The sequence below is a fragment of the Bythopirellula polymerisocia genome, from assembly GCF_007860015.1.
Taxonomy (GTDB): domain Bacteria; phylum Planctomycetota; class Planctomycetia; order Pirellulales; family Lacipirellulaceae; genus Bythopirellula; species Bythopirellula polymerisocia.
Genome location: NZ_SJPS01000007.1, coordinates 54913 through 80713, shown reverse-complemented (window position 1 = coordinate 80713; position 25801 = coordinate 54913). Strand labels below are relative to the sequence as shown.

20 protein-coding genes are annotated in these 25801 nt (G+C 52.4%); 9 read left to right on the top strand and 11 right to left on the bottom strand.

The genetic code is table 11. The features are described 5' to 3' along the window. Positions 1 to 6 precede the first annotated feature (6 nt). Positions 7 to 1227 carry a tryptophan synthase subunit beta gene (gene trpB, locus Pla144_RS19480; RefSeq protein WP_146452388.1) on the bottom strand — a complete coding sequence of 407 codons (1221 nt, stop codon included), beginning with the start codon at positions 1225 to 1227 and terminating at the stop codon, positions 7 to 9. A 149-nt stretch (positions 1228 to 1376) separates the two neighbouring features. On the opposite strand from trpB, the gene mutM reads away from it, so the two are divergent. Beyond that, positions 1377 to 2210 (top strand): bifunctional DNA-formamidopyrimidine glycosylase/DNA-(apurinic or apyrimidinic site) lyase, encoded by an 834-nt coding sequence (mutM, locus tag Pla144_RS19475; protein ID WP_146452387.1) that lies wholly within the window; start codon positions 1377 to 1379, stop codon positions 2208 to 2210. Between the two features lie 8 nt (positions 2211 to 2218). Here the strand turns inward: mutM and Pla144_RS19470 are convergent, their stop codons facing one another. The 3 genes from Pla144_RS19470 to Pla144_RS19460 all read right to left on the bottom strand — a co-directional run bounded on the left by Pla144_RS19470 (position 2219) and on the right by Pla144_RS19460 (position 5220). After that, positions 2219 to 3211, bottom strand: coding sequence for a serine/threonine protein kinase (locus Pla144_RS19470; protein ID WP_231936453.1), 993 nt, complete (start codon positions 3209 to 3211; stop codon positions 2219 to 2221). Positions 3212 to 3353: 142 nt separating this feature from the next. Then, positions 3354 to 3827 carry a CBS domain-containing protein gene (locus Pla144_RS19465; protein ID WP_146452386.1) on the bottom strand — a complete coding sequence of 158 codons (474 nt, stop codon included), beginning with the start codon at positions 3825 to 3827 and terminating at the stop codon, positions 3354 to 3356. Positions 3828 to 4224: 397 nt separating this feature from the next. Then, entirely contained in the window at positions 4225 to 5220 is a 996-nt protein-coding gene (locus Pla144_RS19460) for an HD-GYP domain-containing protein (protein WP_197530837.1), read from the bottom strand. A gap of 273 nt (positions 5221 to 5493) precedes the next feature. On the opposite strand from Pla144_RS19460, the gene Pla144_RS19455 reads away from it, so the two are divergent. Next, positions 5494 to 6567 carry a DUF3500 domain-containing protein gene (locus tag Pla144_RS19455; RefSeq protein ID WP_146452384.1) on the top strand — a complete coding sequence of 358 codons (1074 nt, stop codon included), beginning with the start codon at positions 5494 to 5496 and terminating at the stop codon, positions 6565 to 6567. Positions 6568 to 6935: 368 nt separating this feature from the next. Here the strand turns inward: Pla144_RS19455 and Pla144_RS19450 are convergent, their stop codons facing one another. Further along, positions 6936 to 7271, bottom strand: coding sequence for a hypothetical protein (locus Pla144_RS19450; RefSeq protein WP_146452383.1), 336 nt, complete (start codon positions 7269 to 7271; stop codon positions 6936 to 6938). 995 nt (positions 7272 to 8266) lie between these two features. Here Pla144_RS19450 and Pla144_RS19445 point away from each other — a divergent pair. Together Pla144_RS19445 and Pla144_RS24750 are read left to right on the top strand one after the other, a co-directional pair. Then, entirely contained in the window at positions 8267 to 8737 is a 471-nt protein-coding gene (locus tag Pla144_RS19445; protein ID WP_197530836.1) for a DUF6717 family protein, read from the top strand. A 209-nt stretch (positions 8738 to 8946) separates the two neighbouring features. Next, positions 8947 to 9087 (top strand): hypothetical protein, encoded by a 141-nt coding sequence (locus tag Pla144_RS24750; protein WP_197530876.1) that lies wholly within the window; start codon positions 8947 to 8949, stop codon positions 9085 to 9087. 242 nt (positions 9088 to 9329) lie between these two features. Here the strand turns inward: Pla144_RS24750 and Pla144_RS19440 are convergent, their stop codons facing one another. The 4 genes from Pla144_RS19440 to Pla144_RS19425 all read right to left on the bottom strand — a co-directional run bounded on the left by Pla144_RS19440 (position 9330) and on the right by Pla144_RS19425 (position 14628). Continuing rightward, positions 9330 to 11957 (bottom strand): [protein-PII] uridylyltransferase family protein, encoded by a 2628-nt coding sequence (locus tag Pla144_RS19440; protein ID WP_146452382.1) that lies wholly within the window; start codon positions 11955 to 11957, stop codon positions 9330 to 9332. Positions 11958 to 12079: 122 nt separating this feature from the next. Continuing rightward, the gene (locus Pla144_RS19435; protein ID WP_146452381.1) at positions 12080 to 12418 is read right to left on the bottom strand and encodes a P-II family nitrogen regulator; all 339 of its coding nucleotides are present in this window, start codon (positions 12416 to 12418) and stop codon (positions 12080 to 12082) included. Between the two features lie 94 nt (positions 12419 to 12512). Beyond that, on the bottom strand, positions 12513 to 13928 hold the full coding sequence (locus tag Pla144_RS19430; protein WP_146452380.1) for an ammonium transporter: 1416 nt from the start codon (positions 13926 to 13928) through the stop codon (positions 12513 to 12515). A 154-nt stretch (positions 13929 to 14082) separates the two neighbouring features. Then, positions 14083 to 14628 carry a cob(I)yrinic acid a,c-diamide adenosyltransferase gene (locus Pla144_RS19425; protein ID WP_146452379.1) on the bottom strand — a complete coding sequence of 182 codons (546 nt, stop codon included), beginning with the start codon at positions 14626 to 14628 and terminating at the stop codon, positions 14083 to 14085. Positions 14629 to 14967: 339 nt separating this feature from the next. On the opposite strand from Pla144_RS19425, the gene Pla144_RS19420 reads away from it, so the two are divergent. The 5 genes from Pla144_RS19420 (at position 14968) to Pla144_RS19400 (ending at position 22385) form a co-directional block, all read left to right on the top strand. Continuing rightward, entirely contained in the window at positions 14968 to 16695 is a 1728-nt protein-coding gene (locus tag Pla144_RS19420) for an HlyD family efflux transporter periplasmic adaptor subunit (RefSeq protein ID WP_146452378.1), read from the top strand. A 53-nt stretch (positions 16696 to 16748) separates the two neighbouring features. Continuing rightward, positions 16749 to 18092 carry a hypothetical protein gene (locus Pla144_RS19415; RefSeq protein ID WP_146452377.1) on the top strand — a complete coding sequence of 448 codons (1344 nt, stop codon included), beginning with the start codon at positions 16749 to 16751 and terminating at the stop codon, positions 18090 to 18092. 397 nt (positions 18093 to 18489) lie between these two features. Then, positions 18490 to 19182: a hypothetical protein gene (locus Pla144_RS19410; protein WP_146452376.1), complete on the top strand. Its 693-nt coding sequence runs from the start codon at positions 18490 to 18492 to the stop codon at positions 19180 to 19182. A 556-nt stretch (positions 19183 to 19738) separates the two neighbouring features. Further along, entirely contained in the window at positions 19739 to 20815 is a 1077-nt protein-coding gene (locus tag Pla144_RS19405) for a hypothetical protein (RefSeq protein ID WP_146452375.1), read from the top strand. A gap of 1111 nt (positions 20816 to 21926) precedes the next feature. After that, positions 21927 to 22385, top strand: a complete 459-nt coding sequence (locus tag Pla144_RS19400; RefSeq protein ID WP_146452374.1) for a hypothetical protein — start codon at positions 21927 to 21929, stop codon at positions 22383 to 22385. A gap of 142 nt (positions 22386 to 22527) precedes the next feature. Here the strand turns inward: Pla144_RS19400 and Pla144_RS19395 are convergent, their stop codons facing one another. Together Pla144_RS19395 and Pla144_RS19390 are read right to left on the bottom strand one after the other, a co-directional pair. Further along, positions 22528 to 24204 (bottom strand): N-acyl-D-amino-acid deacylase family protein, encoded by a 1677-nt coding sequence (locus Pla144_RS19395; protein WP_197530835.1) that lies wholly within the window; start codon positions 24202 to 24204, stop codon positions 22528 to 22530. 212 nt (positions 24205 to 24416) lie between these two features. Next, positions 24417 to 25631 carry a hypothetical protein gene (locus Pla144_RS19390; protein WP_146452373.1) on the bottom strand — a complete coding sequence of 405 codons (1215 nt, stop codon included), beginning with the start codon at positions 25629 to 25631 and terminating at the stop codon, positions 24417 to 24419. Between the last annotated feature and the right edge of the window lie 170 nt (positions 25632 to 25801).

Here is a 25801-nt window from a genome sequence, read left to right as displayed (position 1 = left end):
GAATGGTTAGCCGAACTTGACGCCCTTCAGACGCGCCAGTTCTGACGCGTCTTTGTCACCTCGACCCGACAGGCAGACTACGATTCGCTCACTCTTTTTCATCGTGCTCGCCAATCGCATCGCTTCGGCTATCGCATGAGCAGACTCCAGGGCAGGCAAAATTCCTTCGTTTGAAGCCAAGGCATCAAACGCCTCCATTGCTGCGCCGTCGGTGCAACTCGTGTACTGCACGCGTCCCGAATCTTTCCAGTAGCTATGCTCGGGGCCGACACCGGGGTAATCCAATCCCGCCGACATCGAATGCACATCGCAGGTCTGGCCATCTTCGTCCTGCATGACATAGCTGAAACTGCCGTGCAGGACGCCGGGGTTTCCATAAGTCAAAGGAGAAGCATGATCACCGGGTTTTCTTCCACGACCACCGGCTTCGACTCCAACCAGTTTAACTGCAGTGTGTTCGATGAACGGATAAAACATTCCTGCCGCGTTGCTCCCGCCGCCGACACAGGCGACGACCAGATCGGGTAAGCTCGCGAATCGAGCTCGAGACTGCTCGATGGTCTCTTGGCCAATCACAGCTTGAAAGTCGCGAACGATTTGCGGAAAAGGATGCGGTCCCACGACCGAGCCGAGAATATAGTGCGTCGTATCCACGCTCGCCATCCAGTCGCGCATCGCTTCGTTGATTGCATCGCGCAAGGTTCGTGATCCGCTGCTTACGGGTCGCACTTCCGCCCCCAAGAGTTTCATGCTAAACACGTTGGGTGCCTGACGGCGAATATCTTCCTCGCCCATGTAGACCACGCAGTCCAGGCCAAAATGGGCACAGGCAGTCGCTGTAGCCACCCCATGCTGGCCTGCCCCAGTCTCGGCGATCACTCGCTGCTTCCCCATTCGAAGAGTGAGCAGCGCCTGGCCAAGGGTATTGTTGATCTTGTGGGCACCGGTGTGATTCAAGTCTTCCCGCTTGAGCCAGATTTCCGCCCCGCCACACTTCTCGGTGAGTCGGCGCGCCAAGTACAACGGCGAGGGGCGGCCCACATAGTTGTGAAGCAGGTCATCCAACTCCGCCTGGAACTGTTTGTCAGCTCTGGCGGCCGCATAATCTTCAACGAGCTTATCGAGTGCATATACCAATGTCTCCGGCACGTACCGCCCCCCGAACACACCGAAACGCCCGGCGGCGTCGGGTACCTGAGCGTTATTTGGCTGGGATAGCGTTGGCATAAGTTTCTCTTGGGAGTTGGGCACTAGTGAGGGACCTTCGATTGTCGATTGCCATCCGCTTGAGGTCAAGAACCGGGAGAAATCTTTGATTTGAAATGTTAGAGTGAGGTTTAGCTGACGTCTGCCATTTCACCTCAAACAATCTTAGCATGCCCGAACTGCCTGAAGTCGAAACGATGTGTCGCGGGATTCTACCTGCCCAGGGAAGCCAGATTACCGCGATCTCTCGGCCTCGTTGCCTGAAGCAGCCGATTGCCTTTCAACCTTCATTTCAAATATTTCGCCGGCGAGTCGAGGGAACGAGCATTGCCGAAATCGATCGAGCAGGCAAACGAGTTGTGATCTGGCTCGACAGCACTGATGCAGTCGTCATCGAGCCACGCATGACAGGCCTGGTTCTGGTCGAGGATGCTCCCACAAGGCAGCACTTGCGGTTGCGACTGGAACTCTCAGGGGGGCCGATCTCTGATATCTATTACTGGGACCGCCGCGGGCTGGGAAATGTTCACCTCTTTTCGGCAAAATCTTTTGCCGAACGTTTTGGCCCCGAGAATTTAGGACCCGATGCGCTAAGAATTTCTGCGGAGGAGTATCGAGCGCGACTCGGTCGATCGCGGCGGGAAATCAAAGTTGCGCTCTTGGACCAAAAAGCAGTCGCAGGGATTGGCAATCTGTATGCGGCAGAAATCCTCCACGTTGCGCGAATTCACCCTAAACGACGTTCGAGCGAACTCACCAAGAAACATTGGCAAACACTCGCCGAAGCGACGCAAGCCGTACTCTCAGAGGCAATCCTCTACGAAGGTTCCACGCTGAGCGACGGCACCTATCGCAACGCACTCAACAAACAAGGTGGCTATCAGAATCAGCATCGTGTCTACGCCCGTGCTGGCCAACCATGTTTACGATGTCGTCGAAGTATTATCGAGCGGATCGTGCAGGCTCAACGTGCAACTTTTTTCTGTGCGAAGTGTCAGAGGTAGTCGCAGCATCAGTATCCCGTCAGCGATTGGAACACACGGCTGCGGAAGTCTCGAAGTGCATCGATCAGTTCAGCCATTGATTGAAACCGATTGGCCGGGTCTTTTTCCAATGCCTTCATCGCGATGGCTGAGAGTCGCTTAGGGACTTGGCGTTTCGGCGCTCGCGTTTCGGGGGGGATGGTCTCTTCTTTGAGAATCATCTCAAAAGTTTCATTAATGTTCTCGCCTCGATGGGGTTCTTTCAAAGTGAGTACTTCGTACAACACCACTCCGATTCCGTAGATGTCGGTGCGTTCATCGATTTCGTCGCCGCCTCCACGGATTTGCTCAGGTGACATGTAGAGCGGCGTGCCAGGGCGCTGACCCACGTCCGTGAGCACCTCGTGTTCAATCTCGGGCAGATCAGGATCCTCGCTTGCCCAGACTTTGGCAACTCCCCAGTCGAGCAACATGACTTCACCAAAGGATCCGATCAGGATGTTTTCCGGTTTCACATCACGATGCACCACACCGTGGACATGAGCATACGACAGTGCATTGCAAACCTGAATGATCAGGCCCAACATACGGTCGAGATTGTAGGTGGCAATTGCCTGTTCATCTCCGAGGCACTGCTGTTCTAGAATCTCTCGCAGGGTTTCCCCTTCGACTCTCTTCATCGTGAAGTACAGGCGCCCTTCGATATCGTGGCCAATCTCATAGACGGGCACGGTGGCCGGATGTTGCAGTTGGGCGGTGACGCGTGCCTCGCGCAGGAACCGGGCTCGCATGTATTCATTCTGAGCCAAGTGCGGATGAAGTGTCTTCATCACGACCATCCGCCCGAGATTGTTGTCCCGGCATGTCCGCAAGAGCGCAGAACCTCCCTTTGCCAACGGATCGAAGTCGGAATACCTTGTAAAACTATTGGAGTAGTACTGCGACAGCTTGCGGTCGGTATCCTTGGCGTCGAGTTGTGGATAGTTGCCGCTAGCGGCCGATTCGGATTGTTCTTCACTCATGACCACAAATACTCAAGCTTGGGAATTCATTCAGACGACTGATCTCTTGTAAGTGTAGCGCCGGAGTGAAGAAAAAGCGAGTGCGACAGAACACCCGAATCTTTCGTGTGCAAGAGGGTAACCCTTAGATTCAACAGTCTTTCTAAGTAGGACAATCAAGCAGGAATTCTTCTTGATTAGTGCCATCGGCCGTCGGCTCATCCAAGAATGGGATAAACCCAGCCATCGTTTCGCAGGCCGAAGGATTGTTACAAAGTACGCTCAGGAGGACGTCGCGGCGCGAAACCAGCCCCACCAACTTGCCGTCCCGCAGGACAGGAAGACGCCGAATGCCATAGAGCGCAAACATGTGGGCGGCATGGCCCAACGAGTCCTCATCCGCAACGGTCCACACCTGACTTGTCATAAATTCAGAGACCGGCGAATCACGTAGCGCAGGATCGAAGAGCACGTCGAACAACTCAAGTTCCGTAATCATACCAACTACGCTACCGTTGGAAACCACGGGTGCCCCGCTGCATTTGTGCTTAGCCAATAGTTCGATGGCCTCGCCGAGTGAACTGTTGGGTGCCAGGGTTCGCAGCGATGTACTCATGATTTCTTTAACGGTAGTCATTGCATTTGCTCCTAGGCAGACCTGCACAAGTGAGGTCTTGAAATCTTAGCAGGCAACTGAAATGTGCCTCCACACTCGAAGCACTTATCTCCAAGACGCCGGCAGCGAGTGATAGACAATTGGAGAACTTTTCCTCCTGCGAACCACAAGGTCACTTTTTTCTTGGGCAAGATGTTGATCGGGGCATAGAACCCCACGCCCATGCGTGAAATGTCTTTGGCAAAGCAAGCATGGCGATTTCCCCCAAGCATAGCGATCGCAATCTTGTGCAACGACCTTCTAGCATAGAGCCGTTTAGATTCGATTATGAATGGTTGGTCCCTCTCCGATTGGAGATACTCCTCAAAAGAGCATAGCAGTACCGTACGAGAAGTAAGTGATTGCCAAACTTGCTCGTTCAGGTCAGTTTCATTGCTGATACCCAACATTGGACCATCTCCGGATCAAAGTGTGAGCCTGAATTCGATTCGAGGTAATTGAGACTCTGCGACAGACTCATGGGCTTACGGTAGGGTCGAGCGCTTGTGACGGCATCAAACACATCAACGACTGCCAAGAGCCTGGCCCAGGTGTGAATCTCTTCTCCCACCAGACCGACGGGATATCCCTTGCCATCAAATCGTTCGTGGTGTTCATAGACCATCAACAATTGCTCTTGAGTCAAATCGATTCGCTCGCAAAGATCTTCGAAACCACGCTGCGGGTGGGACTTTATCAACTGCCATTCTTCTTCGGTAAGTTTGTTCTCTTTGCAGAGTACACTCGAAGGAATAAATCGCTTGCCAATGTCGTGTAGCAATGCGCCAATCGTGATTTGCTCTTTCAACTTGGGATCGCTAAAACCCAAAAGATCCGCGAGCAAAGTAGCAAAGCCGGCTACGTTGATGACATGGGTATAGGTGTAGTAGTCGTGCTGTACGACGGCGAAGAGCTGCTGTGGAACCAGATGCTCTCCGTTTAGTAAGCTGGTGATGTGTTTGGCAATCCGCTGGGACATTGTCACGATGCGATCGCACTTGATCATATGAAAGGCAATGTCCATTTCCATCGCTGCAGCTGTCTGAAGAATGGCGAACCGTTCTGCAGGAGGAATTTCCTGATTGGCGAGGACTTCGTGCAGTGATTCGTTCAGGGCGCGATCGAGTCTGGAAAAATCAGAACTCGCGACGCACAGTGCCCGATGGCCATTGCGGCGAAGTTCCTCGATGTCTCTGGAGGAGATAGGAATTGCAGCACTACGATAAAGGACAGGTGACTGATTGCCTTCAATCTTGAGATAGAGATCGACCTGCGAATTCTGATTCACTTGAAACACAGAAATCGGGATGCAAATGAACTTCCGCTGCGCAGGATTAGCAGTTCGAGACGTCTTCTCTTCGAGACCGATAGCCATTTTCAGAATATCCGCAGTTTTAGCTAGACAAACTCTCTTCTTATCCTGCCGTACAAAAGCGTAGAATAGTTTCCTGCGGCCTGACCACCTTTTCATTTTTTAAACATCAATCACTTAAGAACTGTTGTAGGGATTATGCCAACGCACCCACTTGAGCACGGTTCATTGCGCAGGAATGCGATTACCCGTTTGCCGATGGTTCCAGCATGAGGTCTAATGATTTCTTGGTAACGTGAACTTTCTGGTCAACTTTCTGATGAGGAGTTATTATCTATGAATCCCTGGAATTCTTGTTGCGACGATGCTGATTCCCCTGCGGTTGATCGCAGAGTGTTTCTCGAACAGGCGAGCAAAGTTGCGTTGGTCGGCGGCGCTGCACTTTCGGCCCCGCTTGTCTTGCCTGCAATGGCTGCACGCGCCGCAGAGCAGATTGCATCCGGGGCTAATGGCAAATCCTCCGAGTCGTTGGTGAAGCTGCTTTACGAAGCACTCACACCCGGTCAGCGCGAAAAGGTTTGCTTCGCCTGGGATCATCAGGACAAGGAGCGAGGACTTCTGCGTAGCCGCGTCGCCAACAACTGGGACATTACTGATTACTACGTCAACGATGACTTTTACACAGATGACCAGCGTGCCATAATCCGTGCGGTGTTTGAGAGTCTCTACAGGCGCGAATGGCATGCGAAGATCGATCAACAACTTGACGACGACTCCGGCGGCTTTGGCGAGCAGAACAGCATCGCCATCTTCGGTGAACCGGGGGGCGAACACTTTGAATTCGTCCTCACGGGCCGCCACATGACGGTCCGCTGTGACGGCAATACGACCGAGCATGTCGCCTTTGGCGGGCCAATCTTTTACGGTCACGCCGCCGATGGATTTGACGAAGGGCCAACGCACCCCGGCAATGTGTTTTGGCCACAGGCTGTTGAGGCAAACAACCTGTATCAAGCCCTCGATGGCAAGCAGCAACAACTGGCTTTGGTAAAGCAAGGCCTCCCGCGCGAGCAGCGAGTCGGTTTCCAAGGTGCCAAGGGAAAGTATCAGGGCATTCCTCTCACCGAGTTCTCCAGTGACCAAAAAGAACGAGTGCAGGAAGTGCTTCGCAAACTTGTCGAACCTTATCGCCAAAACGACCGCGACGAGGTGATTGCCTGTTTGAACCAGCAAGGTGGTCTCGATGCCTGTCACTTGGCGTTCTACCAGCAAGGGGACATCGGCAAGGACGGCGTGTGGGACAACTGGCGGCTCGAAGGCCCGTCGTTCGTCTGGCACTTCCGCGGCTCGCCCCACGTGCATGTGTGGGTCAACGTGGCGAATGATGCGAGTGTGAAGTTGAATGCGTAAGCCAGGCTCCATCTTGGTCATGTTTGGTCAAGTTGGCCGCGTGTCCGAAAGTGGTGGGCTATCGCAAACACGTGATTACCGGCGGCTAGCGCCGATCCGCTCACAGAACAGGAGTCCATTATCATGGTTTGGTGACCAATTTCCACAACGATTCTTGGGCCATAAACGCGCTCCGCACTGCCGATCTCCAGGGTATTCTGGGATGGGGGCGGACGCGCCGCGGCTAACGAATCATGTGCGCATTGAAGTTTGATGGCACCTGGTATTTTTCGTTTTCTTTTTTTTATTAAAAAACCCCCTCTCATTTCGCCGGCCAGAATCGCTTCAACTCTCTAGCGATCCAAGGCTTACGTCATTCTAGTGGGCGTCTACCCAGGTGGGTTATGTAAACCAATATTATTCGTCCGCTCTGTTTCGCGGCGGTGATCGCTGGCCTCGATTGCTTTGATGGCTGATGCGACATCCGTGTCGAAACCGCCGGTGAGCTCCTGGATGTCGCGCTGCAACTTGTCGTAACAACGCTCCTCGGAAGGCTTTGGAGCTGGGTCGCCTTGCAGGGCTGAAAGGTATTGGCCAAAAGCGATTTCTGCATCTTGTCGAGCTGCTGGAGGCAGCGGTTTCTGCGATTGAGGAAGTAGACATGTTCTCAGTGTGAAAATGAGTTCTGACAGGAAATGACGGCCCCAGCGCGACCGTGGCCGCAACCAGAAATCATGGAACAGGAGGTATCGGAGCTAACAGAGAAAAAGAGAAATTGAGAGAGAAGAACGCAAATCTACGCCAGTCTGATTAACGAAGAATCGTGTTGGACCTCACTTTTCCATTTCCTCCGTTCCCTCAGTTATCTCTCGTTCAATTATCTTGCGTAAACTACGAAAACTTGAATCGTTAGCAGCACGAACAACTTGGTAGTTCTGGCGATCAGTCGTCAGTAGGAGCCAGGCAGTATTGCGCACTCTGGAATTTCTGGCTGAAAGCTGATGGCTGACCGCTAGGAAAAATGCAAAAGCAGAAAACCCAAAGATTGCATAGCCACAGAGAACACCGAGAGCACTGAGAATTCGTTGTATTTTTCTCTGAGATCTCTGTGGCCATCTTCAGTTGGCTACAAATTCGACTTTGCAATTCTCCTCGGCTGACCGCTTTCATGCTGGATCAATACAGTCATCCACCCTATCAAACTCAGTGGCCCAAAAGCGAGTGAAAAATTGGAGATTCAGTGCTGTGTGCGGGTCTCCCGTCTCCGTCTACAGCGCAAATATGCACAGCAACTTAGGGAAACTTTGTTGTGGTGATCACGAATTCGCTTGGTAGGATGGGTGCTCGCACCCATCATTTGGCTTCCTGCCAAGGCAGATGGGTGAACCTGCTGGCGGAGAGTATGTTGGAGTGTTCAGCATCCCCCCTGCCAGCAGAACCACCCATCCTACTTGCTGAACATGCGCGAGGATCCTCACCGGACAGGTCGACGGATCGATTCCTCCAGAACGTTTAAAAAAACCACGCTCAGCGTGGTGCGTAAAACGTTCGCACTGACATTATTTTTAATTCAGGACTTGAAATCCCCATGGCAGTCACCGCCGCGAGAAAAGTACGGAGGTAAATATGGCATTTTGCAAAGTCTAAGCTTCCAAGATACAATTTGTTCATGTGCTTTATTCTTGCCTCACAACACCTTGTGCAATGAGAAGGATTCAGAATGACCACAGAATCGAAATCATTCAGCCTCCTAAGAGTAGTGGTTACCCTTTCCTTACTCGTTGCTATTGGGGCTTGCATTGGGTGGTATTTCGATCTCTTGGGTCTTTCCCATGGACGCCCGCCTGCAAATGCGATCGTCGTGATTGCTCCATACGACTATAACGGTACGTGGGTGTTCGACGATCCTCGCTACGGTCTAGTTCGAGAGCCATTTGTCGTTGGCATTCCCGAGATGATGGACGTGCTAGTAACCGACATCCTGGACGCAAAAGACGGGTTCCGACTGTTGTTTTCGGCGAATTCCTTTCCTGGCTATCAGAAGAAACTCACTTGGTTGCGTGGCGACATGGATGGAAATTATTACGCGTTAGACGACCCGCCGATGGAAGGCTGGATTTGCCCCGCAATGTTCAAATACTACGAAAAGCCTCCAAGGGAAATCTACGTGAAAGCAGAGCCGAAATCGTAGTTTCTTGAAGTCAGCTCGATAAACGGCTGAGCATCCTACCGAACTAATTCGGCTTGGATGCTTGGTGGCAATGGGCCTTTGCTTAGATCATACCGCCTGTTGTTAACCTTCAGTGATATCTATGAAAGAGTCCTGAAAAGAAGAAGTGGTTCCCCTATCGAATTGGGATGCTGTTTATCACTTCCCGCTACTACTGGAGAACCACGAAGATGTTATACCTTGGAATCGACCAACATGCACGGCAACTGACGATTTCACTCCGCAACGAAGAAGGGGATGTCCTGCAGGCTCGGCAGAGGATGTGTACGTGGTCTTCCACGCCACCCACTTTGATCAAAGGAGAAGCTTGATTCTTGCAAAGTTACCCAGGGTGCGCCCGAGTACGGGCGACCATGGCCTTTGGAATGTAACACCTTCGGCGTATGAATACATTGCCCCGCAGGAGTTCATTTCTTTCCTGCCGCCACTTCCTGGCTGAGGGGGTTCGTTGCTAAAATCGACTCCCCTCCGCTTACTTCTTCCCTGAAGAACTCGATAAGTCTCTGGAGTGGTACCCTGCGATCAGGTTTGATCGCGGCTATAGCCTTCGGTACTACTCCTCCTCGATCACCTGCATCAGCTCGTGTTTCAAATGTCCCAAGGTCCCCTCGTCGGTCACTTTGCGACCTTCTCTGTTGGTCACATAGAACACATCAACTACCTGATCGATGAAGGTGCCGATCTTGGCGTGGCGGATGGACATGCCCAAGTCGTGTAGTTTGCGGGCCAAGGAATACAACAGGCCCGTGCGATCGAAGGTGAAGACTTCGATGATGGTGAAAGCTGCTGAGAGAGAAGTATCGATTCGAACTTCGTTGGTCATGTCAGTAAGTTTTTTAGAGGCCTCTTCTTGTTCTTGGCCCCAGACGCGCCGGAATTGAGGTGGCTGGTCGCTCTCCAGGGAGCCGAGCATATTCTTGGAGAGTTTCGCTAAGCGATCGGGGGTGGTTGGACTAGTTGCCTGCGATTCCGTCGCCGTAAAGCGAAGGATTAAAAGATCGTCGCCCAACACATCGACATCGGCTGCGAGGATCTCGAGGCCTTCACTGCTCAGGGCACCTGCCATGCTGGAAAACACGCCGCGTCCCAGACCACGGCTCACACCGGCGAAGCACTCCAGGACCTTGGTTTCCGGGTTGTATTGGCACCAGGCATCGGCTGCCCCCTCGGCAAGCGGTCTGAGCCGCGCGAGCGTTTGCACAATTGTCTGGGGATCCTGGCTTACCAACTGGCTCGCCGGCAACGCCTCTAGCTGCCGGACATACCACTCATCACCCCGCTGCTCATGTGTTAGTGCTTGTAGTACGGCAGCCGTTTGGGCGGTAAGAATTGCGCGAAAGTCAGTGGAGTCTTCGACCCGAAGGAATTTTGAAGCCTTGAGATAGACGTCGGCTAACACGTCGCGTTTCCAGTCGGTCAGTACGTCGGGGCCTACGGCGGCCAAGTCGGCGCACGTCATCACGTAGAGCATTCTCAGTCGCTCTTCGTTGCCTATCTGCCTGGCAAAGCCTTCCAGTACGCGGATGTCAGAAGTATCCCGACGAAAGGTCAGATGTGACATCACCAGATGTTTGTGGACCAGAAACACAATGTCTTGGGCTGACTGCTCATCGAGTTGGAACAACTCGGCAGTCTCCTCAGCGATCCGCCGGCCAACCTCGCTGTGATCCTCTTCAAAACCTTTGCCCAGGTCATGCAAGAGCAATGCCATGTGCAAGACGCGCTTATCTTGAACTTCGCGGTAGGCCTGGCCGAGTGTGTCCTCCGAATTAGCAAAACTGGCGGCCTCGCGTACCGCACGCAAGGAGTGCTCGTCGACGGTGTACTTGTGATATTGATTGAATTGCAGCAAATAGCGGGCGTGTTGCATGGCAGGCACCAGTTTTTCCAGGTAGCCCAACTCATGCAGTAGCGCTAGCAGACGGCCAACGGAGTCGCAGTCGGCTAGCATTTCATAAAATGCCTGACGAACTTCGACCGATACCTGCTCAGGAAAATCGGGGGCCGCTAGAAGAAGTGCTGAGTACGTAGGCTGATCGAGGGGCTTTTCTTCGCGCGCGGAGAGTTCCACCAGTTGCAACACCTCGCGCAGATCGGTTCTCACGCGGGCCAACCCTGCCGGGGTCGCGCTGATGTGTTTCATACCAACACGAAAGTCACCGTCGACCGTCTTGCCGAACAGCGGATCAAGGACTCGCGAAGCGGTCGATACAGAAAGCAAACTTGCTTCTCGACGACGGACCATCTGCCAAATGTGGTTCGTATGGCGAAAGTAGTCCCGCATGAACTGCTCGACTGGCAGGAGACCACTTCGCTGCTGAAAGCCGAGCCAATCGGCGATCCGCAATTGCTCAGCCCGATCGAGCATGTCGGAGGCCGCGCCTGCGTGAAAGTGCATTTCATTGCGCAGGCGCAAGAGGTACTCGCTCGACGAGAGTAGGCGATGATGATCGAACTTAGACATTGCCCCCAGCAGGTGCAGCCGATCTGGGTCGGACTCGCCAAACTCGGCAAATCCGAGCCAGCGGAGCAAGTTTATATCGCGGATTCCCCCGCGCGAGCGCTTTACGTGGGGTTCGAGCAGATAGACGCTTTCGCCATATTGATTGCGTTCCTCGGCCCGTGCTTCGAGAAATGATTTGCAAAGCGATTTGCTGTAGCGCTTGGCCATCTTTTCAAAGCCCAGGCGAAACTCTTCGAACAAAGTCCGATCACCCTTCAAGAATCGTGCATCGATAAGCGACGTGCAGATCACCGTATCCTCGCGGGCCAATTGAACGGCCTCGGCGGGCTTGCGAATGCTCGACCCCAGATCAAGGCCGATATCAAAGACACCCTGGGTCATCGGGCGCAATAGCTCAGCCACTTCATTTCGCGACATTCCCTTGTACAGAAACATCAGGTCAACATCAGAAAAGGGGGAGCATTGCCTGCGACCGTGGCTTCCCAAGCAAACCACCGACAGATGAGATGAAAGGGTTGCGGCGCGTGGCCCGGACGCCTCAGAGAGAGTAGCATCCAGCAGTCGGATCAGAATAGTGTCGAGCAGTGTGGCGAGCTTGGCCGAGACTTGTGCCCCACTGAGACCGCGCTGATGTACCTCGCGGATCTCGGCCCGCCGCTGATCGAGTTCTTGGCGCAGTTCGGCTAGCAAATCGCCGGAAGGGGAACTTTCTGACATGAATCGAGTTCCCGTAGGAGAGGAGATAGGAGGAATTAAGGAATGGAAGGAACGGGGGATTGGAGAAAGTCGGTTTCCCTCATGTTTCCAAAATTCCTGCTATTCCCCCATCCCTTCATTGCTTACAGCGCCCCGTCGCCGGTTTCGCCGGTGCGGATGCGAATCGTTTCGGAAAGGTCGGTGACGAATATTTTACCATCACCGATTTGACCGGTCTGTGCCGTCTTAATGATTGTGTCAATGACCGTTTGGGCTTGGTCCTGGGAGACAGCAATTTCAACCTTGACCTTGGGAACAAAATCGACCGCATATTCGGTTCCGCGGTAGGTCTCGGTATGTCCCTTCTGGCGGCCAAACCCACGGACCTCGGTTATGGTCATGCCCGCGACGCCGATATCGCTCAAGGCATTTTTGACATCTTCGAGTTTGAAATGCCGAATGACCGCTTCGATTTTCTGCATCGTGGGAACTCCCTTGATTCTATGTTTGATTTGTAGTTGGTATTGTTTGTCGAGCACTACTTTCGCTTAGCGAAAGGCGACTATTCACTTTGCATTAGACGAAGATGTAACCTTCTTCTCCATGCTCTGTGAGGTCGAGGCCGCGAACTTCACTATTCTCATCCACTCGCAACCCGATGGCAACATCGACGACTTTTAGAATAATCAAAGTTGCCACGATGCTGAATACCCATGTTATGGCGATAGCGATAAGTTGACCTGGCATTATGCTGCCACCTTCGACCATCCCAAGGGGCTCTCCCTCGGCGATATTCCAGCAGGCACGGGTGGCAAATACACCCGTAAGTACTGCTCCAAGTGTCCCACCAACGCCGTGGACACCAAACGCATCGAGAGAATCATCGTAGCCAAACCTGTTCTTGAGTTTGCCGCAGGCCAAGGCGCAAATGACCCCTGCTGCCGCTCCCATCAGAAGGGCTGGCATCGGATTCACGAACCCGGCTGCCGGGGTAATGCAGACCAAACCAGCCACCGCACCCGAGGCGGCACCCAATACGCTTGGCTTGCCATTGGTGAGCCATTCATAGCAGGCCCAGCCCAACAAGCCAGCAGCGGCAGAAAAATGGGTAACGGCAAAGGCACTTGAAGTAAGGCCGTCGGAAGCCAATTCGCTTCCCGCATTGAAACCAAACCAACCGACCCAGAGCATCGCGGCTCCGAGCGTGGTGTAGCTGAGATTGTGAGGTCGGAGATCAGCCGTGCCGAACCCTTTGCGCTTGCCCAATAAGAATGCGCACATCAGAGCGGAAACGCCAGAACTGATATGCACCACAGTACCCCCAGCAAAATCGAGGGCACCTCCCATGATTGCGTAGTCGGAACCGAAAGCCAGGATTCCTCCACCCCAGACCCAATGACAGAGGGGACAGTACACCAAGGTACCCCAGAGGATACTGAACACGACCATCGCACTGAATTTCATACGCTCAGCAAAAGCACCACAGATGAGCGCGGGAGTAATGATGAAAAACATCCCCTGAAACAACATATGCGTATAACGAGGGATAGCACCTATCATCGGTTCATTCGGTGCCTGGGTCGATTCATTCCAGGATCTTTCGACGTTTCTCATAAATAGATAGTCAGTATTACCAATGTAAGGACTGAAAGAGCTGCCAAGCTCTTCGGCGTTGTCTCCACCGAAGGAGAGAGTGTATCCATACAAAGCCCAAAGTACGGTCATCAAACCCATCAAGAAGATACATTGCATCATGATGCTTAGCACGTTCTTGCTCCGGACAAGACCACCGTAGAACATGGCTAGTCCGGGTGCAGTCATGAAGAGCACCAAGGCACAAGAAGTCAACATCCAGGCGTTGTGACCCGCGAGTGCCGCTTCATCGGCTTTAGCGGCGACATCGGCCAAATCCTGGGCTTGGACAGGAATGCCTACCAACACGATGCCGGTGAGGAACAGCGCCCCAATGGCAAAATGAAACCGATTGAACATGACAACCTCCGCCTGAGATCGATGATGAGTTGCCCGGCAAGATAGATGCGGTTATTGCAGCAGCAGCCAGGCCCAACAGATAAGTAGAATAAGAGCAAGAATGACTTGAGTAAAGTAGCTGACAGAGGGTTTTTGGCTGTAAAGAGGCTTTTCCTTAGCGTGATTTCTGCCAAGGAACGTCGGCGGTACCTGATTCGGCATTGGCTGTCCGGGCGAGCACGAATAGAAGGTCCCCCAGTCGGTTCACATAGAGTAAAACCATTCTTCGCAAAGGGGACTTCTGGTCGAGAGCCACCAGTTTTCTTTCCGCCCGCCGACAAACAGAACGTGCTAAGTGAAGCCACGCTCCTGCAGAACTTCCCCCAGGGAGAATGAAAGTCTTTAACATCGGGAGCGCAGGATCCAGTTGGTCGATCCAAGCTTCCAGTTGAGCGACGTCTGAGTCTTGCAGGTAGTCGGTACCTTTGGCCGAAGCATCGGGTGTTGCTAGTTCGGCACCGAGGTCGAAGAGTTGATTCTGTAGATGGGCAAGAATAGGGTCGATCGAGGGAGAAGGGCCATTCACTCGGACGACTCCCAGCAGGGCATTGAGTTCATCTACTGCTCCACAAGCCTCGATTCTCGCATCAGTTTTAGAAACGCGTATTCCGCCGTAGAGGCTTGTCGAACCGTCATCACCGGTCTTTGTATAAATCTTCATGGCAGAAATTACTCTGGTTGTAGGATTGCGTGTTGTATCAATTAATTGGATTGGGAGGATACGATACTTGCTGTCTCTGTGCAGGCAACCGTCGTACGGGCCTGAAACGATATCAGCTTCGAGGACTGGATAGGAGTAGAATGGCAAATCGAGCCTCGCTGCAATCACTAAATCCAGAACCCAAAATGCCCTCTCGTTCCGTAGAGAAGTGTAGTGACTTGCGGGTCTAAGAGCTAGAATCTAGGGGCCGCAAAGTTTTCCCATCTTGCCGGCTTGCTGTTTATAGGCCATTTTAAAGCGCTGCGTCATCTCACCTAGATCCTTTGCGAGGAGCCCTCGATGCCTTGGTTATCAGAATGCCCAAGAATGTTATTTGTGCTTTTGGGCACTATTTCAATCGTGTTCGCGGCAGGCTCGGCAGTTGCGGACGACAAGCCCATTGCCATCGTGGAGCAGACTGCTGCTACTGACGAGGCATCGAACGATGCAGCAACTGCAAAAAAAGAGGAAAAAGCATCCGAAAAGGTAGCTGAGGAGAAAGACGGCAAAGACGCTATTGCAGCAGAATCGAAGGAGTCCGCCGCAGACGTCGAGGATAACAAAGAGTCTGACAAGAAATCAGAAGCTGACGAGAAAAAGTCTGCCGACGAAACCGCGAAGAAAACAGAATCTGAGAAAAAGCCCAAAACCTATACGGTAAAACGCAAGCCCTTGAAAATCGAGGAGGAGTTGAGCGGGGTTTTCGTTGCTAGAGAGATGCAAGAGATAGCGGTTCGCCCCGATGTCTGGTCGCGTTTCGTAGTGCTGGAAGCTGCCGAGCACGGCCAGGAGGTCAAGAAAGGAGATCTATTGGTTCGCTTTGACGACGAGCAGTTCGATGACCGGTTGGCTGAGGAGTCGATTGACCTGCGACTCGACGAGTTGTCTCTAATGCTCGCGGAGGAGGAAACCCCTCGGGAGGAAAAGTTGCTTGAGTTGGCCTACCGGGAAGCCATGCGGGACTACGACCAATTAGTCGAAGACCACGAGTACTATCTGAAAACGGACCGCCCTTTTGCTGAGAGAATCGCTGAATATCGTTTCAGCTCCGCCAAGGAAGACTTGGAATCTCAACGCGAGGAACTCGCTCAGCTCAAGAAGATGTACGAAGCGGATGAATTGACCGAAGAGACCGAGGCCATCGTATTGCGCCGCCAAGAGTTTGAGGTTAATACCGCCGAGTTGATGTTGGAATTGCAAGAAGCCAGCCGCGACTACACGATGAATGTTTCGCTGCCACGGAATGACTTGACTTATACAACCACTTTGGCGAAAGCCAAACTAGTTTTGGAACGTGCCAAAACTGCCCGCGAGCTAGGAATCTCCCGGGGAAAGTATGAACTCGAGCAGAAGCGTGAAAAGCGAGCGAAGAGCGTTCGCACGAATGCCAAAATACTCGGTGATCGGGCATTGATGGATTTGAAATCACCGGTCGACGGGACAGTTTATTATGGTCGCTGTGTGGATGGGAAGTGGGGAGAGATTAGCACGCTCTCGTCTAAACTGGTTCCATATGGAACGATCCCTCCTAACACGGTGATCATGACGATCGTCAATCAACGGCCTCTTTACGTGTCAGCCGATTTGAGCGAGAAGGATTTTTCTAAGTTTAAAGAGGGGCTCGACGCGGTGATTATTCCAAGTGCTGATGACGAAGTGGAGCTTGCCGGGAAGGTCGAGAGCGTGGCGGGTATTCCGAATGCTAGCAGAAAGTTTGGAATGCACTTCGATCTAGAAAAGAATGAATTGCCCGAGTGGTTGGTTGCTGGAATGTCTTGTACTGCGAAAGTTACGACTTACGTGAAAAAAGATGCCTTGCAGATTCCGAAAGCTTTGGTGCAAACTGACAAAGAAGACGAGAAAACTAAGTACGTCATGGTGCTTGGCGAAGACGACGAACTCCAACGCCGAGATGTGAAGCTTGGTCACAGTAAAGGCGACATGGTCGAGATTCTTGAGGGATTGAACGAAGGGGATAGAATTAGCAAGGACACGGCGAAGAAAGACGCTGAGGAAGAAGATGAATAGGAATTTCTCTCCAGTATGAATGGTCAGTAGTTGATAGAGTGGCAATCCCAGGCATGAGATCTCATAGTAATAAACTGACACTTGCCTGCAAGTTGTTCCTCGTCCTGGGGAGTTCTCTGTCGACTTCGGGAGCCTTGCTGGCCGAATCGGCAGTTCCTGCCAAGACCAGTGCTAAGGGAAAGGCGACGTATCCACTCTCCGTCGAAGGCCCCAAGCCGGCGCCCGTCACACCCCCCAGCCCTGACGAAATCAAGCAGTCGATCGAACGGGGAGTTGAATTCCTGCTCAAGACGCAATTAAAGCAAGGGGCCTGGGGACGCTCGGAAAACGGCAAGTACTATCGCATTTGGTCACCAGTGCCAGGGGCGCACAACGCCTATCGCACGGCCACGACCTCATTGGCAATCATGGCCCTGTTAGATGCACGCGACCTCTTCGATGGCGAACTGCGAGAGCGCATTGAGCAATCCCTAGACCTTAGCCAAGCATGGTTGTTGGAACATGGGAGCAATCTTCGCCGCAGCGCACCCGATCAATACGACGATTACATGGGTTATGCCCTCTACAATGTGTGGGGCCATGCCTATGCCATTCAAGCTGGAATCGCTTTGCACGAAAGGTCTGCTGGGAATAGTGACTTGCAGTCTAAGCTGAAGGAGTTAGTTGCATTCCAGGTCAAGCGGCTCGAGAAAGATGAATTTATCAATGGGGGTTGGGGCTATTACGACGATCCCTTCTCGGACAAGTACGGTAATCCTGTCCAGCCACGTCGTGCCAAACTCGCGACTCCCACGGGGAGTTCCATCAGCTTCACAACAGCCACTGTGTTGATTGCCCTGAAGCAGGCCCAGGAATTCGGTATCGAAGTGCCAGAGAAGGTGACCACGCCTGCGATTGCCTCGATCATACGGCAGCGCTATCCCGACTTTGCCTACGCCTATGGTGAGTATCTTAAGTATGTGCCCCGGATGGACATCAATCGTCCGGGTGGCAGTCTAGGTCGCTCGCAGGTCTGCAACCTTGCCTTGCGGTTGTATGGCGACAAGCTGGTCACGGACGAGGTGCTGGAGACGTGGCTTAACCGGCTGTTTGCTCGTAATGGCTGGCTCAACATGAGTCGCAAGCGCAATTACCCGGGCCAATCGCCACATTATGCGGATTTTGGTGTGGCAGGTTATTTCTATTATTACGGCCACTACTATGCCTCGATGTGCATCGAGCAGCTTCCTGCCGAGGCACAACCTTTCTACCAGGGTCAGCTTGCGCATGTTTTGCTTCCTTTGCAGGAAAGCGACGGCAGCTGGTGGGACTACATCCTCTACGATTACCACCAGCAATACGGCACCTCAATGGCGATCTCGTCACTGGTGCGGTGTTTGCCGGGTGAAGACCGCTAAACCGCAGGCGGTAGTGTGGCCTCAACGCACCGCTTAATTCTAGCTGCGTTTCTGTTTTTCAACGTGCTGGTAGGGTTAGCGCGAAGATTTCGTAGGACACAACGCAGGCTCTGCATTTTGCTGAAAAAGTCTTCTGCAGTGATGGTTTTTTCCCAGGGTGTGAAATGGTGTTGAGCTACCTTTTGCTATTCGCACGACGAGTGCCGCCGGGCACGGATCGGACGACGGATAGGCTGTAGGTTCTGTCGATTATGACGAAACCTGCCTCCAAGACATAACGTAGATTTTAGCAGCAGACGAACGAGCATTTTGACCAGCTTGTCCACCCTGCAAATACTGCCGGCAACTCCCCAAGATTTATCACACTAGTTTGCTCAACCCAGTAATGAGTTCGCCGATGGGCTTCCTAAAAAAATTCTTCCGTAATGTGTTCCATGAGGAACTTGGCACCCAAAGCACCAGCAGCTTCGAGTTGCTCAACGAGTCCGAACTTGAGGCTCATTTGGGAGTCAGTCGCTACGGCAGCTTCCAGCTTACCGATGCGGTGCGACCCTCCTATGGTTTGGACGTGGTCCCCTCGGCAGGTTTCCGTCACGATACCTACCGCGACGAGACTTCAAAGCAGGATGTGCCGGTCGTCATGGCAGCCGTCTCGCGAGAGCGGGTGTTCGAGACCTTCATGGAACTGTTGGATCCATTGGGGCCAGCCGTAGACGTGGTACTGGAAAGCAGCCATCAGTATCCCAAGACTGGCATGCAGGACATGTATCGAGAGCACATCGATATGCCTATCTTGCAGAGCATCCTCTGGGAATTTGAAGACCTGCTCACGAACGACGGTTGCACGGGGATCGCGGTGCTTAATCCCTCGACGCCACAGGAAGTGCAATTCGACGAGCACAAGCTGTTGATCGTCTACGGCAAACAACTGACTCCCTACGAAGGGGCATTGATCGACGCGGGACTCAATTGCCGCGAAGAGATGCAATTCATTACCGAAGCAGAACACGTCCATTCGACCAACGAAGAGTTCATCGAACAATTCGAAGTACTCAAAACACGACTGGGAATCGACGGTCCAGACTATTAGGATCGGCTGCCAGCCCCACTCGCCAAATACACTTGGCTGCGGCATTGCAACCCGCCAGGCCGGTAACTCGCAAGAGTTGCCGGCCTGTTTTTTTTTGAGTGGGGGTAAGAGGACGGGGGACAGGGAGGGAAGAAGTGATGAGGTTTGAGGAAGGGGGAGACTTTCCGTGCGTAGCACGGCAGCTGGGGAAGGATAGATGGCTTGTCTAGGCGTAAGGGAAAAGGAGAATTGCCACTTGGAGAATGGTGCTACAATGGGACAATGCGGGCCGTGTTGGTTTCGTCCTCTGCAATGTCCCAAGCAGATGTTACAACTGAATGTGAAAAGAATTGAACCACAGAGGTCGCGGAGGACAGAGAGGTGAGGAATGAAAGTGACACTTGAGAGAATCATGAATGCTTTCTACTTGCTTCGACTACATGCCTGAATTCCTCGGTGTTCTCCGTGTGCTCTGTGGTAAATTATTCATCTCTTTTCAGTTTGAGTTATAATTGGTGCTGCAGAAGTTTGACTTTCCCATTGACTGGGCTCGGATTCGATTAACAAGCGACCCACTATGCGAAATCTTTGGACGCTCCTATTTGCAGTGATTGTGTTGCCGCTGTGCGGTGGGGATGCGGCTGCGCAGCTTCCGGTAGCTGCTGGGCGACAATACACTTTGAGTAATTCTGCTTGGAAGCTGTTCATTCCCAGCACTTACCAACAGCGTCCTGGTGACGTAGCCGACTTACTGGTTCATTTTCATGGGGATCCCCAAACGGTTTGGAACAACGCCCTCTACGCCAACTTGAACTCAATCGTGCTGACGGTGAATTATAGTGGGTTGTCGAGTGCTTACTCAGGGCCTTTTTCTAACAGTGCACTGTTTGGGTCGATCTTGAATGAAGCGCTGGCGAAGGTGCGGTCGCAACGAGATTTTTCCAGTACGCTGGCTTGGGATCAGTTAGGTGTTTCGTCGTTCAGCGCCGGTTACGGTGCAGTCCGCGAGATTCTCAAGAGTGCCACCTATCGTAATGAAATCGATGCCTTGCTGGCCGCCGACTCGCTGTATGCCTCGACCGCAGGCGATGGTACTCCGCTTGATTCTCAAATGGTCAACTACAAGACCCTTGCGAGTCTGGCGCAGGCTGGTAGCAAGACTTTTCTCTTCAGCCATTCACAGGTGCCGACCTATACCTATGAAAGTACGATGGAAACTGGTGATGAATTGCTGCAGCATCTGGGGGTGTCGGCTTCAGCGATCAACGAAAGTGGATTAGGCACACTCGACTTCTATCGCTCAGCGCAAAGCGGCAACTTTCGACTTTGGGGAGCACTGGGTGCCGATGGTGACGCCCATCTTGAGCATCTGCGCTACATCGGCGAATTCTTTGCAGAGCTTCCGCTGGCCAAACTAGCTGGCCCTGGTGATTTTGATTTCGATGGCGACGTCGATGGCCGTGACTTTTTAGCTTGGCAGCGCAACCCGAGCGCTGGGAATCTGACCGATTGGCAAGACCACTATGGTGGAGTCGCTCCGCTCGGCGCGTCTTCGAACCCGGTGCCAGAGCCGAGTGGGATGATTGGGTGGCTGGTGGTGATTGGCTGGTGGTGGGTGGTAGGTGGTAGGTTGTTAGGAACAGCTCAAAAATAACTTCGGCCTTTTGTGGTTCTCCTGGGGTGGTTTGAACAGGAGGAAAGAGAGTCAACGGAGATAATAAAAAGTAGGTTGGAAGATCAGTCTTTACAAATCTCTGTTGGTTCCGCCAATTCCTGTTCCATGATTATTATTTGCGGCTAGATGCCTTGCTGGGAACCTCAAACGCAGCGCCGATCACGTCATGAGTTTTTTCAGATGCTTATGAAGATAATGGATTTATTTGGGAGGTCTTACGAAGAGAGGAGACAAAGGGAACAGAGTGATCTATCTCTGATGTCTTTGTTTCCTTCTGTTCCTTCAATGCCCGTGAAGCTCCCATAGATTCCGAGACCAGGCGAACAATTCCTGCTATCGAAATAGGGAAATTCATTGTGGGCTGCTCCTTAGATAAGAACCGGCGCTCCGCTTTGATTCGGGAACTTGAGGTCTGTTCGAGCATTCCAAGCTAGCTTGCCACAATTTTAAGCACTCTTTGCCAATGGTTCGCTCTTTGTTGTTCGTCGTAGTAGCATCTTTTCGTGACGAACTCCCTGAGAAGAAGGCTTTGCTTACTACGGCACGCCATTTGCTTTCTACAGATTACACAAGATGGAAAATTTTCTGCCGTTAGTCGGCAGAGTATTTGAAAGCATCTTCCCACCTGCGTTGCTTGTTCTTGGAATTGATTCCGCAAGCCATGCACCACTACCCACCTAAAACTTACCCACCTCCACACGGTTGCATGCAGTCGTGTATTAAGCAAAAAAGTAAAGTGAACCGAGAAATGTACGCTTCCAAAAATTGCCGACTTGTTCGGCTTCGCCAAAAGAAATCGATCAGTAAACCGACGAGTCAGACGAAACTGCTCATTAGTTAGCTGGTTATCTTGCTTTGAGGGAACGTGGCTAGAGAGATCTTCGCAGTGCGAATGCTGACTCTGGTGCGCTTCTCCGTTATTTGCACGCCGACTTTGAAATGCTGGCAAAACCAGGATCGGTCCATCCGTATCGTGGCACCGGATCTGTCAGCTAAATCCATGTCCGCAGTTTGTCAATCGATTCCAAGCCGTATTGGATTCGTTGCGGCTACCGTTCAGTTAAACCAAGGAATATGAAAGTAGATTAGCATGAAAGCTCTACACACTAGTAAATTCGGAAACGCTGTCCGCCTCAGTGCCCTCTACGGGTCGGCTATCGCCGCACTCCTATGCGGGATAGCTTTTGCAACCGACAGGCCCCTCTTCAGCCACTATGAAGAAATCCTATCGGGTAATATAGACTATTATGGAGTGCGTATCTATTTAGGCTTGCTGCTGGGCGTCTTTCTTAGCTATTTGCTCGCTGCAAATTCAAATAAGAGATTAGCCGTGGCAGGCAGTCTGCTCGCGATTTGCGCCGTAGGGGGCATGTTCGCCTGGTACCGTACGATTCACAATGCATCTTTGGATGCCTTCGTGGCCGCGTTAGCTAGTCCAGCCCTGCTCCATATTGTGGCAGTTGGGTCAGAGGCTCGCTCCTTCGAAAGGGAAGTTGTTCCCGTGCCGAGCGAACCCGTACAAGTTGTTGGTGCTTACGAAGCAGCTTAATGAGACGACACGTTCTCAGTGGAAAGAGAGACGTAGCTCAGTAATAATGCTGAGCTACGTCTTTTTCCCATTTGAGCTTTTGGTCGCCAGGACGATTCTAAACTGAGCTGGCCAGATATCGGTCAGGACAATCGGGAGTCCATCATTGGGCCTCAGCAGGTGCCTTCTTCCGGAGAGGTCTTCCTGCGTTGGTGTCACCTAAGCTCCCCTCATTGATGGCCGTCTTTCCATTGACAAATAGCCAGCGGACTCCGCTGGACATCTCAAAAGGTGCCTGGTAGGTGGCGTGGTCTCGGAAGGTTTGAGGGTCAAACACTACCACGTCGGCAAAATAGTTGGGCTTCAAGTAACCTCGCTCAGGGAGGTTGAGGATGTCGGCGGGAAGACCACTTGCGCTACGGATTGCCGTTTCGGGTGAGATTACTTTCTCTTCGATTGCGAAAAGTCCGATCTTACGGGGGAATGTGCCAAACGATCTTGGGTGGGGCCGCGTGCCATCGTCCACTTTGACCCCTCCGTCCGAAGCCGTCGCGACCCAGGGAAGGGTCATCACATAGCGGACATCTTCAGGGGACATGCTGAAGCTTACCCCCTGCTCTTCCCCTGAACGCAGAATGTCTAGTGCGACGTCCACCGGCTCGCGGTTTTCCTCCTTTGCGACTTCACGAATCATCTTGCCGACCCAGGTGGGATGTTTCGGGCAACGGGCGATCATGATCGCACCCCGCGCTGCGATCGATTCTTCGATGAGCTTCTGCAGGCGTGGAAGTTGTTCGGTATCGTTGAGCCGCTGCAGTAGTGCCTCAGTTCCCCCTTCGCGTTCAACGTCGGGCAAGAGCATTGCCGTGATCGACGTGCTACTGGCTTCGTAGGGATATTGGTCTGCTGTCACGTGCATGCCTGCTGACCTGGCTCGTTCAACCAAAGCCGCTGCAGCGTGAACTTTTCCCCAATTGGGTCGTTTGCTGGACTTAAGGTGGGAGATGTGCACGGGAAGATTTCCGCTGCGGCCAATTTCTAGTGCTTCTTCGATGGATTCGAGCAAGAGATCGCCCTCATCTCGGATGTGACTTGCGTAAAAACCTCCATGCTGTCCGACGACACTCGCGATGGCCGCTAGCTCGTCGCTATCGGCAAACGAGCTGGGTACGTATTGCAGGCCGGTCGTCATCCCCCAGGCACCCTCCTGCATGGCCTGGCTCGCCAGTTTCTTCATTTCTTGCAGTTCTTCGTCTGTCGGAGCGCGACGTGTCAGGCCAATCACCTGCTCACGCAGGGCACCTTGCGGCAAGAGATGGGCCACATTGATTCCGGGCGCGACCTCGGAGAGTGAATCGTAGAATTCACCGACTGGCAAAGCACCCCCGCCACAATTACCCGTTACAAGCGTCGTGCATCCCTGGGTGAGATAACACTCGGCATGCTGGGTGGCATCGGCAAAGATCGGGCGTGAGTTCTTTTCCTCTCCCGTTCGCTCGTCCTTGATCTCGATCGAAGAATCGCTGTGATTGTGTAGATCGATAAAACCGGGGGCGATGATCATGCCCTCGCAGGAAATTGTCTTTCCCACTGTGCCCACTTCAAACTCGCCCACGGCAACGATTCGGTCACCACGAATGGCTACACTGCCGACATGGCTGGCTTCGCCCGAGCCGTCCATAATCGTCCCATCGACCAAGAGATAGTCGGCGTCAATTGGTTCCGCTCCCGAGCGTGTGCTTAAACAACTGAGCAACAATAACCCGCCGAACACAATGAGTGACCTATTGAATTGGTTGGCGGAAGGCATAAGTTCTCTATGTTGTGAATAACGAAACATGGCTTGGTAGTCTCCAAGTAAGATGCCGTTTGTGATCGATCTGGTTGAAGCGTTTGATGATACCATTGTTTCATTTGGTTTGGCTACGAGGGAGTTCGTCCACCTGAGATGAGTGTTGGATTAAAGGGCGTGATGCGCGCAAGATAGATGTGAGGGCTGATATTTCTCTTTGTTCCTTCAAGAACGATCGCTTGGAACTCAACGTCGTAGCTCTAGAACTCGAACGGATTATCTTTCATCTTCGCTGTTCGGTCGCGATACATCTGGTAGCCAAAAAACTGATACTGGCGGATCCTCGCGTTCCGGGGCAACTCATCGTGGGTCGTAATGCATTTATTCAGCACCGCTCGCAATTTCTGCAAGCCGTAGAGCGTGACTGACGTATCTTCCAGTTCCAATACTCTAAGGCTCTTCATTTTCATCAAAATCTCCAGGCCAGCATCGGTAATCCTAGTGCCGCTGAGCCGCAGATATTGCAACTTGTCGAGAGCTTGCAAATACTTGAGCCCGTCGTCGGTAATCTGCGTATCTTCAAGAGACAACATAATTAGATTGGTCAGCGGTTGAATATGTTTCAAGCCCGCATCCGAAATGTCATTGTTATCTAGAACAAGTCGGCGGAGGTTAGTGAGTGGCTTCAAGTGAATCAGCCCTGCATCCTTGATTTGGGACCGGTTGAGTTCAATCTGCTCAATCTGCGTAAGCTTCGACAAGTACGCTAAGCCTTCATCCTTGACAGGCACATCGCTCGCATCGATCCAATTGAGCTGTTTCATCGCAGCCAAGTGGGCCATGCAGGCGTTGCTTACCTCGGGACCGCTGGGAAGGTCGAGTGCCAATAGGTTGTTCATTCCTTTTATATGTCGCAGACCTTTGTCGGTGATTAGTGAGTTGCCGATGAATAGCTCGTACAGGTGCGGCGATCCGGAGATATTCTCCATGAGATTATCTTCGAGACGACTTTGCTGGTGGCCTTGGACGGCAGTTACGACCTGACAATTCTGCGGACCTACCAGCCTCTGCAGCCATATCGGTGCTCGTACTTGCGATTCATACCTGACGCCGGTCTTCTTAAGTATCTCCATCGCCTGACGCTGGGTCGTGTATGGTCGCACATATTGCACAGCCAAAAAGCATAGGATAGCTACAACAGTGGTGGCTACGAGTATTGATCGCATTCCAAAGCGAAGCGACCCTTTGGAAATCAATTCAGCGATTATCCACAGGATGGTAGCAGATACCCAAATGAAGATCACACCCACGCCAAGCGTAATACCACGTGGAGCGAGGAGATACTCGAGCGAAGCGATTCCAGCAGTGTACAACGGAACTGTAATGACGAACACCCGCAGCAGTGATTTTACATGAGTAGAACGCTGTCGGATTCCCTCGCTCGGCTCACAACTCATTGGATTTTCGACAGACATGGGAACTCACCGATTGGGAGTAAACGATTGCCTGAGACTTCCTGACATCTTACCTTGGGCCAGATGCGCACCGCAAGAAGCCTTTAACCTTTGATCAAAGTGAGATTCACTTCCTTGAGAATCTTCGATCAGGCTTTGCAACTCTTTCGAGGAAATGCACAATTGGACTC

Coding starts and splice junctions, on each gene's coding strand:
- trpB (WP_146452388.1), bottom strand. CDS start 1,227: ATGCCAACGCTATCCCAGCCAAATAACGCTCAGGTACCCGACGCCGCC.
- mutM (WP_146452387.1), top strand. CDS start 1,377: ATGCCCGAACTGCCTGAAGTCGAAACGATGTGTCGCGGGATTCTACCT.
- Pla144_RS19470 (WP_231936453.1), bottom strand. CDS start 3,211: ATGAGTGAAGAACAATCCGAATCGGCCGCTAGCGGCAACTATCCACAA.
- Pla144_RS19465 (WP_146452386.1), bottom strand. CDS start 3,827: ATGACTACCGTTAAAGAAATCATGAGTACATCGCTGCGAACCCTGGCA.
- Pla144_RS19460 (WP_197530837.1), bottom strand. CDS start 5,220: ATGGCTATCGGTCTCGAAGAGAAGACGTCTCGAACTGCTAATCCTGCG.
- Pla144_RS19455 (WP_146452384.1), top strand. CDS start 5,494: ATGAATCCCTGGAATTCTTGTTGCGACGATGCTGATTCCCCTGCGGTT.
- Pla144_RS19445 (WP_197530836.1), top strand. CDS start 8,267: ATGACCACAGAATCGAAATCATTCAGCCTCCTAAGAGTAGTGGTTACC.
- Pla144_RS24750 (WP_197530876.1), top strand. CDS start 8,947: ATGTTATACCTTGGAATCGACCAACATGCACGGCAACTGACGATTTCA.
- Pla144_RS19440 (WP_146452382.1), bottom strand. CDS start 11,957: ATGTCAGAAAGTTCCCCTTCCGGCGATTTGCTAGCCGAACTGCGCCAA.
- Pla144_RS19435 (WP_146452381.1), bottom strand. CDS start 12,418: ATGCAGAAAATCGAAGCGGTCATTCGGCATTTCAAACTCGAAGATGTC.
- Pla144_RS19430 (WP_146452380.1), bottom strand. CDS start 13,928: ATGTTCAATCGGTTTCATTTTGCCATTGGGGCGCTGTTCCTCACCGGC.
- Pla144_RS19425 (WP_146452379.1), bottom strand. CDS start 14,628: ATGAAGATTTATACAAAGACCGGTGATGACGGTTCGACAAGCCTCTAC.
- Pla144_RS19420 (WP_146452378.1), top strand. CDS start 14,968: ATGCCTTGGTTATCAGAATGCCCAAGAATGTTATTTGTGCTTTTGGGC.
- Pla144_RS19415 (WP_146452377.1), top strand. CDS start 16,749: ATGAGATCTCATAGTAATAAACTGACACTTGCCTGCAAGTTGTTCCTC.
- Pla144_RS19410 (WP_146452376.1), top strand. CDS start 18,490: ATGGGCTTCCTAAAAAAATTCTTCCGTAATGTGTTCCATGAGGAACTT.
- Pla144_RS19405 (WP_146452375.1), top strand. CDS start 19,739: ATGCGAAATCTTTGGACGCTCCTATTTGCAGTGATTGTGTTGCCGCTG.
- Pla144_RS19400 (WP_146452374.1), top strand. CDS start 21,927: ATGAAAGCTCTACACACTAGTAAATTCGGAAACGCTGTCCGCCTCAGT.
- Pla144_RS19395 (WP_197530835.1), bottom strand. CDS start 24,204: ATGTTTCGTTATTCACAACATAGAGAACTTATGCCTTCCGCCAACCAA.
- Pla144_RS19390 (WP_146452373.1), bottom strand. CDS start 25,631: ATGTCTGTCGAAAATCCAATGAGTTGTGAGCCGAGCGAGGGAATCCGA.